Raw genomic sequence first — 15,770 nt, 5'->3', positions numbered from 1 at the left:
GCTACAAAAACCTGTATATCATTCTTATTTTTGTTTTTGCATATAAAAATACTGTTGTAAATAAAATGCGATACTGAAAATTAACATACCAAATACGAATATATTTCCAAATGAACTAAATGTTTCAAAAACGAATAATAACGTTTCTTGTCCGAAGAAAGCAAATAATAGTTGTGTAAATGCGAATAGCAATGCCAATATATAATGATGTTGATGGAATAAATAATGTGTTGCACCTAAAAAAGCGATAAACGAAATGATGAAAATCCACCAATTTTCTAAAAACAGTTGCCAATTAGTAAATTGATATCCATTTACTAATATCGCAATAATTCCTATAACAGCCATCGTTGGCACACTCCAAAATAATGCTCGCCCTCTAAAGAAGCGTGTTCCTTTAACATCACCTTTTTCATGTGCAATGTATGTGAGTACTACCGTACTTATGTACAAAACTGAAAGAATTGTTAAAACGATAATAAGCCAAAAATGTAATTGATAATACTCATGCTCTATGTTTGTCACGATAGCCGCTAACATACACGGGATTAACATTCCAGTCCAACCATCTACTTTTCTTTCATTCCAAAACACTGTGTTACCAATCCGTATTCCTAACAACATAAAAATAATGATACCTAGTACAAATAATGTCGTTTTATTCCCTACTAAACTCGTCGAGAAAGCAATTAATCCAATAAATAAAAAGAGCACAAACCCATTCATAATTTCTAATACAGGTGATAAATATCTTTTCACCCATTTATATGTTTCGTCATATTCGTGATTATCTACTAAACGGTAGGCATAAAAACTTATCCCAAAATACACCGCCGCAATAATAACATACGCATATAAGACGAAACACAACATTGCACTGCTAATTTGCACGTAATTCCCCACCCTTTTTTCTATGTTTCACCTTGATTTTACACACTTTCTACACGAAATGTAAACATATATAAGCTAGTTAACTAATCATCTTCTCAATAAGCGATAATGAATAATGAGCAGCGGCTCAAAACCGCTGCTCATTACTTTATCCATTTGTATGCCAATGTGTATCCAAAACAAATATGAAAGATGTTTTCGTCTTGGAACTAACAAATACCCACTGTAAGTTTTTGCAAAGTTGGCGAGCGAGTTTACTTTCTAGTTCCTTTCCACTTTACATATTGATCTAAAAATGCGATAGCTTTCTCAATAACCTCTTCATCTGGTTTTAATTTTGCATGGTGTAAACCATATTCTGAATTTACCCCAAGCCAAAACATAAATCCAGGAATCTCTTGAAGCATATAACCAAAATCTTCCCCTGTCATTGCCTCAGTACATGTAATTACATTCATATCAGTTTGTTCACTTACAAACTGCATAAACTCTCTCGTTAATACTTCATGGTTATATACTTGATGATACATCGCTCCATAGTCAATAACAGCTTCACATTGGAAGGAAGCTTCTATACCTGCAACAATTGCCTCAATCCTACTTTTAACACGCCTCATTGATTCCACTGATAACGTTCGGATCGTTCCTTCTAACCGAGACTTTTCTGCTATGATATTTTGAACTGTACCACCTGTTATTTTTCCGATTGTAATCACTGCACTATCAAGAGGATTCACATTACGACTAATAACGGATTGAAGTTGTGTAACAAGGTGACTTGCTGCTACAATCATATCATTTGCAGTATGCGGGTAGGCTGCATGTCCACCTTTCCCTTTCAAATCAACATATAACTCTGATGTATTTGCAAATAATAGCCCCTCTTTTGTGGCAATTGTTCCTACAGCGTATTCAGGTGCAATATGAAGACCAAGAATTATATTCGGCTTCCATTCTTTTAACTCTTCACTCTCTAACATAGGAAGAGCCCCTCCTGGCCCTTCTTCAGCTGGTTGGAATAGAAACACAAGGTCATCATCTATTCTTTCTGTTACAGCTGCTGTTAGAAGGCCTAAACCGATTGTTGTATGCAAATCGTGTCCACATGCATGCATCATTCCTTCATGAATTGAAGCAAACTCATATCCAGTTTCTTCGGTAATTGGTAAACCGTCTATATCTGCGCGATAACCGATAATTTTTTCTGGATTTTTTCCATTTACTTTAACAATGACACCCGTTTTCCATACTTTCACTTCCACATATTCATTCGAAAGCGTTCCTATGTAATCTAAAATATACTGTTGTGTTTTCCACTCTTTAAATCCAATTTCCGGTATTTTGTGTAAGTCTCTACGAATTTGAACGAATTTGCTTACTGCCATTTTTGCACCTCTATCTATAAAAAGCGCAAGAGCCTGTTATGCTCTTACGCTTTTTTTGTGTTTATTTCTCTGGGTTTAATTGACGAAGCTCTTGTTTAATTTCAGTTTTTGCTTTTGTCTTCTCATCAATCTCTTTAATTACACGTGCTGGAGTACCGGCAACAACTGTATATGGAGGTACATCTTCTGTTACAACAGCTCCTGCTGCTACAACTGCACCCTTACCTACTGTAACTCCCTCTAACACAACTACGTTTGCACCAATTACAACATCATCTTCAACGATAACTGGTTTTGCTGAAGGCGGCTCAATAACACCTGCAAGTACTGCACCTGCGCCTACGTGACAGTTTTTACCAACAGTTGCACGTCCACCAAGTACCACGTTCATGTCAATCATAGTACCTTCACCAATTACAGCACCGATATTAATTGTTGCATTCATCATAATAACAGCGTTGTCGCCGATTTCAACGTGATCACGAATAATCGCGCCTGGCTCAATACGAGCTTTAATACCTTTTAAATCAAGCATTGGAATTGCAGAATTACGACGGTCATTTTCAACAACGTAATCAACAATGTGCTTGCTATTTCCATCAAGAATTGTCTTAATTTCAGACCATTCTCCAAATAATACACCAGACTTTTTATTTACAAATGCTTGTACCGTTTCAGGGAATGTTACTTCTTTTAAATCCCCTTTTATGTATACCTTTACAGGAGTTTTCTTTTCACTTTTTTGAATAAACGAAATAATTTCGTTAGCGTCCATCATTTTCATTCTTGTTGCCTCCTAAATCCATTTATAATGTTACTCTACCAAACGATAGAGCGAGTAGCAAGATAATAATCCTATTTTTCCATCTGAATTTCTTCTATAATTTCTAAAAATGCCCTTACTTGCTTCAATTGTCTGGCCGATTCACTCGTCAATAACCATGTTTCTCTCGTTAATTGAACAGGTGTTTTATACATATTTTCCTGTACTTCTTTTAAAACAGTAGAAGGTAAAAGAGCATAACCTATACCATTTAAAACGAGTTGTTTGCAAGTCTCAATTTGATCAACCACAATTGTTCTCTTAGGTGGATTAGAAAATAAACCATACCACCAATTTTGTATTTGTCCATAATAAGTCGAATCACTTTTAAATTGAATAAATGGTCTATTTGTTTCTTTTAACATCGTAATATCTTTTATTTCTTTATCCACTAAATAAAGCTCATCTTCAAATAATTGTTGCTTCTGACCTTTATATTCTTGTGTTCCTCTCAATATAGCAACATGAACGTCCCCTTCATAAAATTGCTTTTGTACTTCACTACTCCAGCCAGTAAACAGCGATATTTTCACAGAAGGGTATTTATGTACAAACTTCTTCAAAACAGGAGGAAGCCAATATTGACCAATAACTGATGCAACAGCTATTTTTAACGTTCCGTGAGTTTCTGTTCTAAAAACAGCTAGCTCACTTTTAATATCCTCTTCCTTTTGCAACATTTCTTTTGCATAATTTGCGACTTTTTCCCCTTCAGGTGTAATTGTCAATCCTTTTTGTGAGCGAATAAAAAACTTCATTCCCCATTGTTTCTCCATAGATTGTAATCGTTGACTAAGCGCAGGTTGTGAAACAAATAAACGTTCCGCCGCTTTTCTCATATTTGATTCCTGAGCTAACACAACCATCATTTGAAAATCATCAATTTGCAACTTTCTCCCTCTTTCCTTAGCTTCCATACACCTTATCTCAATAAGCTTTTCATCCTTAATTTAACTATATACTCTTATATTTTTTATCTTTTTAAATATAATACATACACAACTGATATGCACGAAAAAAAAGTGACTTCTCCGCTTCTATGAAGTCACTTTTCTCACATTATCGATTATGTTGCCTTACTTTTTTATTCAACAATTTTAAAATAGCCCGACGTGTTAAAATCCCCTCAAAATACCCATCTTCATTGACAGCGCAAATAAAAGGATGATCAATTGTCATTTCTAAAGCTTTTGCAAACGAATCTTCTAACTTAAGAACCGGAATGTCTTCCTTCATCACCTGTTCTACTTTCATTTCGTCAAGTCTTTCAAACTCAATACGTTCTAACCCTAACATACCATCTAAAATCATAGCAGTACTAATTAGCCCATGCAATTTATACATCGGGTCCAAAACAGGTATCGCCGAATATCCAGATTTCACAAGAACGAGTAAAGCATGCTCTAAACCATTCCCCATTTGGACATGTGCTACTTTTTCTGATGAAATCATTAAATCTTTCACAAAAATTTGTTGAAACTCGTCTTTCGGAATACTAATCATATTACATCCCCCATTTTCCCTTTTTCCTACTTTTAATCACCGAATCTATTCATATTTTATGACAGCGTTTTCATATTATTATTTTGTCCTTACTTTATTTCAATAAAAACAAAATTACACAGCTATTTTAGCATACAACACAAAAAAAAGACTACCATTCCGGTAGCGCTTAATACCCCTTATTTTTTAATCTGTAAAATAACCTTGTGATTTTTTTATACTGTGTCACATCTGTCTGTTTTAAACCATTCTCAATATCTGTAATTTCCACAGCTAAAATTTCACTCGCATAATTTTGCTGAAATAGAATATCTAGTAATAAACTCTCTTCTTCTTCTGTTAAAACAAATTCCCTTTTCATATACCCCTCTCCTTATACTCGCATGGTTACTCTTATTATATATAATTTCCAACCTATTTAATAGATGTAATATTCAGTTTTTAGCGGAGTATATATAAAAATTGTTTTTTATTTCGTATATCGATTTGCATAACTAAACGCCGCATAAGCATCTGGCTTAATTTTTGCAGTTAATCCCATCGCTTGAATTTTCGCTGTCATATCTAGAATAAATTCTTTTGTTAAACCATCATTTCCGATATCCAAGTGAATTTCCATTATAAATCCAGCCCCATCTTGAGCATATGGATGCAATAAATCCCATATTGTTTGTATACGGTTTGGAGTAAATAGGCATGCGATCTCTTGGCTAAACTGCGTTTCTAAATATATTTTCTCACGTAAAGTTGCTGGCTTATCTTTCACTGATTTATGGTGTAAACACCCCCAGGCACCTTTTCCAACGCGATGAATATGAATTGCCGTAATAAACCTCGTATCCTTTTGATGTGCTTGTGAGTCTGTTCCAATGGATAAGCGATATAAATTTCGTGGATCCTTTTCAATGAAACTACAAATACGGCTAAAGACCATATCAAAATTTAAATGTCTCTCTGAAACATTATAAAATGTATGTTCACCGGCCACATAGTCACGTCCTTTCAATTAGACAGACTTTTCGTATTCTCATTGTATGGGACAAAAATAAAAATTATAACTTCCTATCCTTTATTCGTTTCAATATTTCGAATTACATAATGGCAAACTTGGCACGTATAAATTACATTTTGATTCGATTGAGCCGTTAATACATGAATAATCTCAGCAGAATTGTGACATTTAGGACAAATCACAACTGGTAAACGTTCCATACAACACACCTCCTCATTATTTTTATCTCGCTTTTGCTATCTGTAAACAACCAATTGTTGATGACTAATATTCAGTATAGGACGAAGAAGCCCCACTGATTACAATTTCACTTTATTACCATTGTAGGAAAATTAAAAACTCCCTATACATATATGCTAAAAAGTAATAGAACTAAAAAAGGTGTTGCCATATGGCAACACCTTTTTTATATGTATCAAGAAATGATATCGTAAATCTCAATTGCAACCATGTCGATATTATCGAATTGATACACTTGAGGTTTTTCACCTTGTTGATACACTTCTAACTCATACATTTCACTTTTATCGAAAAATTTCACGCTACATTTGCGCTCACCGTTCACTTCAAAATAGCGTTGTGCTACTTCACCGCTTTCAGCTTGTTCTTGTAGACTAACAAGTCGAGTTAAAATTCCTTGGAGTAGAGACATGAAATCTCTCCTTTCTCTGATCTTCCTACCAATAGGTTTTACAGCTATACTCATTCTATCCGTCATAACAGAAAAAATGTTCCACAGTCTAGGATAAAGGTTATTGGCCAGAAACTCAACTAAAAATTTGTCGAAATGCTAAGGAAAAAACAGAAAGAACATCTTTTCCCTTCTTTATTGCGATTTTTATACTGGAAGAATATAATAAAAAACAGAAAAAAGGAGGAATTACAATGAGAAAAATTGAGGTTTACACACAACCTGATTGTCCGCCATGTGTCATTGTGAAAGAATTTTTAAAGCATAATAACGTTGTATATGAAGAATTTGACGTAAAAAAAGACGCTGCTGCACGCAATCGTCTTTTATACGACTATGATTCGTATTCAACTCCAACAGTTGTAATTGATGGAGAAGTTGTTGCTGGTTTTCAAATCGAAAAATTACAACAGCTACTCAATATTGAATAAGAATAGGTAAAGACCTATTCTTATTTTTATCCCACTATTTGTGGGCAGTATAATAGCCCGATTGGTGCGAGCTATTAATCAGCGAGAGATGAACATCCCCACCGATTAAAGTTTCACTTTATAATTGTTGTAATCGTTTTATTTCAGTTAAAAGTTCTTGGCTTTCATGATATCCGGCCAATTTCCATTTCCCTTGATCTCTTTGCAATGTTACAATTTGATATTGTCCACTTTTCGCCCGCTCATATACATATAAAATTTTATGCTCTTCATCATATGACATTTTCGTTTCTGAATGAAAAGAAAACGGCGCTTCTTTTGCTGGAAGTAAATATTCACCACTTTGTTTATCACTTCTACTATTTTCATCTGTAAATACTTGAAGGAAATTCTCTGTAAAATATGGTGATAACGTTTCTATCATCTTATTCATCGGCAAATGCTTCCCACGAATTGAAAATTGGGTTTCATAGCCCTTTTGTATCGTTGTAAACACTTCTTCCCGATCGACTTTCACTTCCTCTTTTCCTAAAACAGTTGTGACACTATAACCAACTAGAAAGGCAACGCATACAAATAGAACTAACCATATTCCATATTTCCTCATTTTTTCACCTTCCTTTTAAGAAAACTTGTCTTTGTAGTATTCATTGTAACAATGATTATGCAAAGACAGGGGTGGTTTCGTTCGTAAAATCTTTACAACGATAGACAGCATTTTCATCACCATTTTCACTATTACCAATTTATGATAAAAACAAACAAAAAATGCACGAATCTCTTCGTGCATTAAAATAAAACATCTTCCTCATATAAATATTCATACGATAAATCTATAAATAAAAAGTTTTCATCATCAATTGGGAAGGAAAATGTCCGTACCATCTCACCGGTTTCAATATCAGCATATAAATCTGAAAGTCTTGCCTTATTCTCAAAACGCATTTTCATAATATTTTCTAGAAAATACGGACGCCAACTCCAGTTCTTCATATAATACTCAGGCATCACAATCCATTCCCCATCTTTTTTCATAACGTTTCCTGATTGTTGGAAACCATCTTCGTTACAAATAAATATGCGGAAACTACACTGTGATACACTTTGGCTAAATTGTAATAACCAATCATTTATATCTTCATTCTTTTTCTGTTTGGCTAGAACATCACCAATTCGATCACGTAACATTTCTGTTAAATTATAAATCTTTTGTAACTTTTTCTTCTCATGTTGAATAAATTGATGACACTCATTACCAAGTCGTTCTTTCAAAACGTTCGTTTCAATAAAATCAGGTAAGCACTCTTTCAAATAATTCCCTTGATAATATCTACCACCGTTTTTCCAAGCATATTGTAGTTGATAAAAAGCATCTATTTCTTCATATAACAATGTTGCACCAATTCTTCTAGCAAGTAATGATAAAGAATATAAAATATCTTGATAAGATTGTAAAAGTGCAGTTTGCCTTAAGTTTGTTAAATCTACTTTTAAAATATCCGGTGCTAACACGCTAATACGTTCTAAATTACTTGTACCCGTTCCTACTTTATTAATCGAAATTTGAATACCATATGTACGATAATACATAAGCAAATGATTAAATTGCTCTATATCTTCTTGACATTCATGTTCTGTAATTTCTAAAACAATGTGCTTCAAATTTAAACCTTGCTCTTCATACATCAATAAAAGTTGAAGTAAACTTTCATCATCATCGTTCATTAATACGTTAGCATTCCGATGTATAAATAATAATAGTTTTTGATCACTTTCTAAATAACGATTTAAAGCTTTTTCTACTATAATGTTATCCGCTTCCAGTTGAAACTCACTCGGAATAGAATCATCATGAAAGAAAGAAGCTAAACTTTGTATGCCCTCTTCTGTTTGAATACGTCCTACTACTTCATATCCAATTACAGTATGCTCATCAGCACTAAAAATAGCTTGATAATAAGGAAGGACTTTATCCAAGTTACTCATTACATCTAATGCATCTATCAACGTGCTTCCCTCCCTTTACTTTTCAAAAATTATAACATGATATTTACGGAAAAATAATAAAAAATCCCTTCAGTTTTCCTGAAGGGATTAGAGGGGTAAAATGCTAAGGGGAATTAGCAATTCTACTATGAAGAAAAAAGAGGTCTTAAATATAACGTATATATGACCTCTTGTAAACACTTTTCTTTCATATGTAACAATTCCGTCACATTTAACCGTAAGAATATGGATCAAACATTCATTTTCTCATCCCTTTTAAAATGGATATTGATGTAAATGTTGTCCTCCATCCATTGTCATGCAAGTTCCATTTATGTACGCAGCTTCATCTGAACATAAATAATAAGCTAGACCTGCGATTTCTTCTGGCGTACCCAGCCTTCCAAGCGGAACACTTTGTATCGTACGCTTAGCCATTTCTTCTGAAATCCATAACTTATCAGCACCGCCCGTACGTTCAATTGGTCCTGGCGCGATAGCGTTAACTCGTATTCCATATTTACGTCCCCACTCAACAGCAAGCGTCTTCGTCATTGCTAACACTCCAGCCTTCGCTGCAGCCGAATGAATAACTCCCGGACCTGCATCCCATGCATATGTTGCTACCATATTAATGATATTCCCTTTTATACCTTTTTCAATCCAATATTTTCCGACAGCCTGACTACAGTAAAATGTACCATTTAACACAATATTTATGACCGAATTCCAGCCATTCACGGATAAATCTTCTGCTGGACAAATAAAGTTTCCAGCTGCATTATTTATTAAAATATCAATTCGTCCAAACTTCTCATCAATCTGTTCAATCATTTTCTGAATATCATCAGTATTTCTTACATCCATTTGTACGGGTAATATTTGCCCTGGAAATTGTTCAATTTCCAACTTTGTTTCCTCTAGTTTTTCCTTTGTACGTCCTGTAATAACAACTCGTGCCCCTTCTTTTGCAAAACGAATCGCCATTCCTTTTCCCATTCCGCTTGATCCACCTGTTATTATAACTACCTTTTCTTTCACATACATCCCCTCCCAAAAATGAATACACATTCATTTTATCATTTTATTTAATAGAAATCTTTATATTTTTAAACTTTTCTGATATTTTAACGTAAAGAGGTTTCTTTTCATTCATTTTTTTCGTAATCTATACTACTTTTTTATGATTTAAAATATATTTCAAATAAACTGAAAGGAGATTTGGGTAACCTGTAAATGTAACGAACACATGTGATATAAGTCAAATAGGTATACTCATATTTTTATGAAGAAAATTACTAGAAGAGATTTTTTAAAAGTTGGCATGCGCACTTGTCTATATTCATTTATAACTACTAGCATCGGATACTATTACGCTAAATATATTGAGCCTCATTTAATCTCTTTTACAGAGCATACACTTACATCTCAACTCATACCCAAAAGTTTTCATGGTATGAAGATTCTTCAATTTAGCGATTTACATCTCGGATACTATTTCTCTCTCCAACATTTATCTCAAATCGTTTCTAAAATTAATGCTGTAAAACCCGATATTGTTCTTTTTACTGGTGATCTCATTGATAATTATCAAACATATACTGACACCCCTTTCGTTGCATCCATTTTAAAAAATATACAAGCACCCTTCGGTAAATTTTCTATTTATGGTAACCATGATCACGGCGGATATGGAACGGAATACTACGAGCACATCATGCGTGAATCTGGATTTGAACTATTACTAAATAACGAAAAGAGAATCCGTCTACTGGATAATAGTGAAATTTCAATTTTCGGGCTCGATGATATACTACTAGGCAAACCAAAAATAGAGGAGACACTACAGCACGCGAGGCAAAATACTTATAACATTGTTCTTGTTCACGAGCCAGATATTGCACCGCAAATCGCTAAATATCCAGTTAACTTACAACTTTCTGGTCATAGCCATGGCGGACAAGTACAAATTCCTTTTTTAGGCGCTATTATTACCCCATCACTTGCTAAAAACTATGTTGAAGGCTTCTATACGATTCAAGATTTAGCTCTCTATGTCAATCGGGGCCTTGGAAGAACACGTGTCCCATTCCGATTTATGTCAAAACCTGAAATTACGATTTTTACGCTCCAACATTCGTAATAATCCGCCTATTTTCTTACATATCCTTTCTTGTACGCGCTCATCCACGTTTCATTTACCATATGATAAAAGTGAGTCCAATAAAGGAGGTTTGTTCATGTACCCATATTATCAGCCAATCCCAGTCCGTTCAGCACCTATTGGTCCAGTAGGCGACTCACGCTTCTTTCCATTTTTTGGCGTTCCATTTCTAGCTGGCATTGCTGGCGGACTGCTAGGCGGTGCATTGGCTTTCGGTCCTAGACCGTATTATCCACCATATCCACCACCTTTCCCACCGCCAACACCTTATCCTTGTTATGGTGGACCTTGTCAACAACCATACTATTATTAATGTACTGCAACAATTCTACCAATGTTATTCCCTCTCTTGACCGATCTATGATCTATTAACATGCTTACAATAAAAACTATTCTCTCTACGCATCCATCTATTTAGAGAACGTATAATAAGTAGAGAACAAAGTAAAAAAACCTCTTTTTTAAGAGGTTTTTTACTTTGTTCTCATTATTCAGCATCCGTGTTTTGATACGCCATCTTAAACAACTTCACTTGGCTATCAATTTCTTCTGTACTACTATTAATAACATAATAATAATCACCGGTTTTATTTTGTTCACGCGTTTTCACATTATCAGCTAATGTAAGCTGTAAAATCGCCTTAATTCTCGCCTTCATTTCAATATCTAATATTGGGAAAGATATTTCTACTCGCTTTTCCATATTTCGCGTCATCCAATCAGCTGAAGATAAATATGTCTTTTCCTCTCCATTATGATGGAAATAATAAATTCGGCTATGTTCTAAATATCTCCCAACAACACTAACTACCCGAATATTTTCACTTACATTTGGAATACCAGGCCTTAAACAACATGTTCCTCGAACGATGAGCTCTACCTTTACTCCAGCTTGTGATGCTTCATACATTTTTTTTATTAATGGTTTATCTGTTAATGAATTCATCTTAGCAATAATATATCCATTTCCATATTGCCTATGATAACGGATTTCTTCATCTATTAAATCCATAAATTGCTCTCTTATATCAAATGGTGCAACCGATAAATGATGAAAATGTGGCTTTGTTGTATAACCACTCAAATAATTAAAGAAATTTGTTGCATCGACCCCAAAGTCTTTTCGTGATGTAATATACCCAAAATCAGTATATAACTTTGCAGTTGCGTCATTATAATTTCCAGTCCCTAGATGTACGAATCTTTCAATTTTCCCGTTCTTTCTCCTTACAACTAGCGTAATTTTACTATGTGTTTTCAAGTGACTTACACCGTAAATAACGTGACAGCCCGCCTGTTCTAATTCTTTAGCCCAATTCACATTATTTTCTTCATCAAATCTTGCCTTTAATTCAACTAATACCGTCACTTGCTTTCCTTTTTCAGCTGCTACCTTTAGCGCCTGAATAATCGGCGAACCCCCACTTACTCGATATAATGTTTGTTTGATTGCAAGTACATTTGGATCGTCTGCCGCATCACGGACAAAATCAACTACTGGCTGAAATGATTCAAAAGGATGATGTAATAAAATATCATGCTCAATCGCTTTTTCAAATACATCTTCCGCATCCCCTAAGTCTTGAGGCCGTTGCGGAATAAGAGCCGGATATACTAGATGTTCATATAAAGGAGCTAGTTTTTTATATAAAGAAAATAAACATGTTAAATCTAGCGGTCCATCCATTATATACACATCTTCATCTTTTACTTCCAACACCTCATATAATAACGCTAATACTCTTTCATCAATATGCTCTTTGCCAACTTCTAAACGCACAGCAGCTCCCCACTTACGCTTCTTTAATTCTTTTTCAATTACCTTTAATAAATCCCTCGCACCTTCTTCATGAATTGTTAAATCCGCATTACGTGTAATACGGAAACGAGTAACAGATGATACATTATATCCTGTAAATAATTTATGAGTAAAACCACTAATTACATCTTCTAATAAAATAAATTTATGCTTTTGCCCTTCACTCGGTAAAAATATGAAACGTTCGAGTAATGAAGGAACTTGTACAATCCCTAACTTCGTACGGTTTTCTTCCTCCACTTGTTTCTCATCATATAAAAGAGTAGCTAAATTCAAACTTTTATTTAATAACATCGGAAATGGACGGTATGCATCGATAGCTACAGGTGTTAGGACTGGGAAAATTTGCTCATCAAAATACTCTTCTATAAATTCTCTCTGTTCTTTCGTCAAATCGTGGAATGTTAAACGCTCAATTCCCTCTAGCTCCAGCGCTGGCAACACATAATTTTTAAACGTATTATATTGTACAGTCATTAATTCATGAGCCTTTATCGCAATTTTATTTAATTGCTTTTTTGGTGTTAAGCCAGCCTTATTTTCTGGTTGGTTAAACCCAGCACTCACTTGATCCTTCAATCCTGCCACGCGTACCATAAAGAATTCATCTAAATTTGAACTGAAAATGCTAATAAACTTTAATCTTTCCAAGAGCGGATTCGTTTCATCCTGTGCTTCTTGTAGTACACGTTCATTAAATGCTAACCAACTTAATTCTCGATTATTGTAATAAGCTGTATCATTTAAATTTACTATATTCCCCTTCAACATTTCCATCCTCTTCACACTTCCCTTGAAACTTTTTTACTATAATTTAGTTACTTTCATTTTAGCAAATTACAATATTCCAAAGTGTTAATTTTTCGTAAAGACATCCGTACAACTTAACGTTTTGCTTCAAAGGATAAGTTAATGTTCGTTTTCAATACTCTTTCCAGCTGTTTTTTTTGTTTTTCAGCTTGTACTTTTTCCGCTAATGCCGATTGCTCACATACAATTTTAAATGTTAATCCTTCTTTACTTTCTATTATAGATATCGATTCAACAAGCGATCTTTGTCTTATATTTAGAGCTGCTGAAAATTGTAAAACAGCTCCTAATAGGCGGATTTTTTTTTGTTCATTTTTATCAAACCATCCTTCAAATGGGGACAAGTGTTGTTTGAATAACATTTTTGATTTATAAGACGCAATAAGCGCTAATCTAACTCGCTCTTTATGCATCATCCCATCAATTGTTTTATTCGCTAATAAATAAAACGTATGTAAGCGGCTCGCTTCTTCATCTATATATTTACCTATATTAAATACTTTCGCCGCTTGATGGAATACTTCCCAGTCTTTTGCTGACATAGAAATTAGCCCTGTTTCCTCAAGCTGTTGACAAATCAATCTTCCATGTTTAATAAGCTGAATTACAAATTCCATATCCATTTCATATTCATGTGATAATAAATGTAAACTTTCTTCGACTACGTTCGGATAATATGAAATCCCCAAATCTTTTGTCAACTCTTCATAGAAAACACCTTCTCGTAACCCTTTTCTACTTAACACAAATGCTGGTGCTTCTATAACATTAACAAGCGTATGAAAAACTTCGACTGCTGGAATAATTGTATCTGCTCGATCTTTTGCCAATCCTTCCAATTTTTGAAGTTCTATGAACGACAATGCTTCCAATTCTTCTTTCACATTTTTAATATCTTCTTCTTTCATTTTATATAAATGTACCCCTGCTATAGGATAACAAATTAAATTTTGATGGATTTTCACTAAGTTCCTCGCACTACCACCAATTGCAATAAGAGGCAATTTCTTATCAATTAACCATGGTAATGTTCGAAATTGATATTCTAAGTACGTTTGAATCTTTTCCAACTCGTCTTCAGTAGGTATATCCTCTTTAATAAATTGTTGTTTTAAAGAAAGTGCTCCAAAAGGAAAGCTATGGTACTCTAGAATCTCTCTATTTCGAAAGTATGTAACTTCTGTACTTCCTCCACCAATATCTACTGTAATTCCTTCAGAGAACGAAGTTGAATTCATAACTGCTAAATAGCCGTAACGTGCTTCCTCATATTCTGATAAGACTCTAAGAGTAAAGTCTGTTTGTCCTTCAACCAGTTTTTTAATTGCCTCTTGATTCTCAGCCTGTCTAATTGTTGCTGTTGCAACACAAAGTACATGATGCAACTGGTGGAATCGTGTACTTTCTTGAAATTGAAATAATGTTTGTAACAATACCTCTATTCCTTCTTCAATCAACACACCATCAATTAAGTAATTCCTTAACCGAGCAACCACTTTCGTATTTTCAATCTCCTTATAAAAACCACCGTTTTGCTTTTCATAAATAACTAAACGCATTGTATTAGATCCAATATCTATAATGGCATATTGCTGTTTTAATATTTCTTTCAAACTTCTCACTCTTTCATTATCAAATTTCTAAAGCACATTCTATTACTATTATACAAAATAGTTGTTTTTTGTAACAATATTGCTTTAATATTGAAAATATATACAATCACTTTTTGCATATAATAAAAACCTCTTTTATTTATGTTATAATAATGAAAAATTGAAAGGAGATTCAATATGAAACCTTCACAACCACAATCTCAATTACAAAGCCAACATTCTATTAATCGACTAGCTCAATCTATTTTCGTTGTGAATCGTCATGCTAAAGCTGCAACTAATCCGAAGTATTTATACTGGTTAAAAAAGACGGCTTTAGAGCGCTTAATTGCTGAAAAAAAAGCTATTAAAGAAGGATTACATTTTTCTAGAAATCCACGTTTTAGCCAACAACAATCTGATGTTCTTATACGTTTAGGTGATTATTTTTTCCATATTCCTCCTACCAAAGAAGATTTTCGAATCCTACCACATCTTGGTCATCTTGAATCCTCCTATCGAAATCCGAAAACAACCTTATCTTTAACAGTAGCAAAAAAAACACTTCAAGATTATATTGGTCCTGAAGCACTGAAACAAGAAAAAAAATTAAGTGAACCTGTCCCATGGTATAGTCGTACTTATACAAAAAAATAAAACAGT

General features: G+C 34.0%; 18 protein-coding genes. 4 read left to right on the top strand and 14 right to left on the bottom strand.

Features of this window, described 5'->3' with window-relative positions; all coding sequences use genetic code 11:
• Positions 1-24: 24 nt before the first annotated feature.
• From MKO96_RS10980 to MKO96_RS10940, 9 genes are all read right to left on the bottom strand, one after another.
• Positions 25-891 (bottom strand): hypothetical protein, encoded by an 867-nt coding sequence (locus MKO96_RS10980; protein ID WP_046956446.1) that lies wholly within the window; start codon positions 889-891, stop codon positions 25-27.
• 254 nt (positions 892-1,145) lie between these two features.
• Positions 1,146-2,276, bottom strand: coding sequence for an N-acetyldiaminopimelate deacetylase (locus tag MKO96_RS10975; RefSeq protein WP_000301171.1), 1,131 nt, complete (start codon positions 2,274-2,276; stop codon positions 1,146-1,148).
• 61 nt (positions 2,277-2,337) lie between these two features.
• On the bottom strand, positions 2,338-3,060 hold the full coding sequence (gene dapD, locus MKO96_RS10970; RefSeq protein WP_240587491.1) for a 2,3,4,5-tetrahydropyridine-2,6-dicarboxylate N-acetyltransferase: 723 nt from the start codon (positions 3,058-3,060) through the stop codon (positions 2,338-2,340).
• Positions 3,061-3,131: 71 nt separating this feature from the next.
• Positions 3,132-4,016, bottom strand: a complete 885-nt coding sequence (locus MKO96_RS10965; protein ID WP_002008407.1) for a transcriptional regulator CcpC — start codon at positions 4,014-4,016, stop codon at positions 3,132-3,134.
• Positions 4,017-4,158: 142 nt separating this feature from the next.
• A complete protein-coding gene (gene cbpB, locus MKO96_RS10960; RefSeq protein ID WP_000623572.1) occupies positions 4,159-4,602 on the bottom strand; it encodes a cyclic-di-AMP-binding protein CbpB in 444 nt (147 codons plus the stop codon).
• Between the two features lie 169 nt (positions 4,603-4,771).
• Positions 4,772-4,963, bottom strand: coding sequence for an antirepressor AbbA (gene abbA / locus MKO96_RS10955; protein WP_048546142.1), 192 nt, complete (start codon positions 4,961-4,963; stop codon positions 4,772-4,774).
• Between the two features lie 108 nt (positions 4,964-5,071).
• The gene (locus MKO96_RS10950; RefSeq protein WP_240587490.1) at positions 5,072-5,590 is read right to left on the bottom strand and encodes a ribonuclease H-like YkuK family protein; all 519 of its coding nucleotides are present in this window, start codon (positions 5,588-5,590) and stop codon (positions 5,072-5,074) included.
• Between the two features lie 74 nt (positions 5,591-5,664).
• A complete protein-coding gene (locus tag MKO96_RS10945; RefSeq protein ID WP_000440533.1) occupies positions 5,665-5,814 on the bottom strand; it encodes a hypothetical protein in 150 nt (49 codons plus the stop codon).
• Positions 5,815-6,029: 215 nt separating this feature from the next.
• The gene (locus MKO96_RS10940) at positions 6,030-6,266 is read right to left on the bottom strand and encodes a YkuJ family protein (RefSeq protein WP_000055151.1); all 237 of its coding nucleotides are present in this window, start codon (positions 6,264-6,266) and stop codon (positions 6,030-6,032) included.
• A 233-nt stretch (positions 6,267-6,499) separates the two neighbouring features.
• Between MKO96_RS10940 and MKO96_RS10935 the strand changes: the two genes are divergently transcribed.
• Positions 6,500-6,736 carry a glutaredoxin family protein gene (locus MKO96_RS10935; protein ID WP_001225788.1) on the top strand — a complete coding sequence of 79 codons (237 nt, stop codon included), beginning with the start codon at positions 6,500-6,502 and terminating at the stop codon, positions 6,734-6,736.
• A 118-nt stretch (positions 6,737-6,854) separates the two neighbouring features.
• On the opposite strand, the gene MKO96_RS10930 is transcribed toward MKO96_RS10935, so the two are convergent.
• The 3 genes from MKO96_RS10930 to fadH form a co-directional block, all read right to left on the bottom strand.
• Positions 6,855-7,343, bottom strand: a complete 489-nt coding sequence (locus tag MKO96_RS10930) for a DUF3993 domain-containing protein (protein ID WP_001233813.1) — start codon at positions 7,341-7,343, stop codon at positions 6,855-6,857.
• 182 nt (positions 7,344-7,525) lie between these two features.
• The gene (locus MKO96_RS10925; protein WP_046957433.1) at positions 7,526-8,743 is read right to left on the bottom strand and encodes an EAL domain-containing protein; all 1,218 of its coding nucleotides are present in this window, start codon (positions 8,741-8,743) and stop codon (positions 7,526-7,528) included.
• Positions 8,744-8,998: 255 nt separating this feature from the next.
• Positions 8,999-9,763 (bottom strand): 2,4-dienoyl-CoA reductase, encoded by a 765-nt coding sequence (gene fadH / locus MKO96_RS10920; protein ID WP_000660897.1) that lies wholly within the window; start codon positions 9,761-9,763, stop codon positions 8,999-9,001.
• A 244-nt stretch (positions 9,764-10,007) separates the two neighbouring features.
• On the opposite strand from fadH, the gene MKO96_RS10915 reads away from it, so the two are divergent.
• Complete coding sequence (locus MKO96_RS10915; RefSeq protein WP_240587489.1) at positions 10,008-10,865, top strand: metallophosphoesterase; 858 nt, start codon at positions 10,008-10,010, stop codon at positions 10,863-10,865.
• A gap of 97 nt (positions 10,866-10,962) precedes the next feature.
• On the top strand, positions 10,963-11,199 hold the full coding sequence (locus MKO96_RS10910; protein WP_048563234.1) for a hypothetical protein: 237 nt from the start codon (positions 10,963-10,965) through the stop codon (positions 11,197-11,199).
• A gap of 174 nt (positions 11,200-11,373) precedes the next feature.
• Here the strand turns inward: MKO96_RS10910 and MKO96_RS10905 are convergent, their stop codons facing one another.
• Both MKO96_RS10905 and ppx read right to left on the bottom strand, forming a co-directional pair.
• Entirely contained in the window at positions 11,374-13,482 is a 2,109-nt protein-coding gene (locus MKO96_RS10905; protein ID WP_240587488.1) for a polyphosphate kinase, read from the bottom strand.
• Positions 13,483-13,589: 107 nt separating this feature from the next.
• Positions 13,590-15,128, bottom strand: coding sequence for an exopolyphosphatase (ppx, locus tag MKO96_RS10900; protein WP_240587487.1), 1,539 nt, complete (start codon positions 15,126-15,128; stop codon positions 13,590-13,592).
• A gap of 177 nt (positions 15,129-15,305) precedes the next feature.
• On the opposite strand from ppx, the gene MKO96_RS10895 reads away from it, so the two are divergent.
• The gene (locus MKO96_RS10895) at positions 15,306-15,764 is read left to right on the top strand and encodes a YkyB family protein (protein WP_240587486.1); all 459 of its coding nucleotides are present in this window, start codon (positions 15,306-15,308) and stop codon (positions 15,762-15,764) included.
• The last annotated feature ends 6 nt before the right edge of the window (positions 15,765-15,770 follow it).

This window comes from Bacillus sp. ES1-5, assembly GCF_022487605.1.
Classification (GTDB): Bacteria; Bacillota; Bacilli; order Bacillales; family Bacillaceae_G; genus Bacillus_A; species Bacillus_A wiedmannii.
The sequence above is the reverse complement of the archived record's forward strand: the minus strand, read 5'-3'. Positions and strand labels throughout refer to the sequence as shown.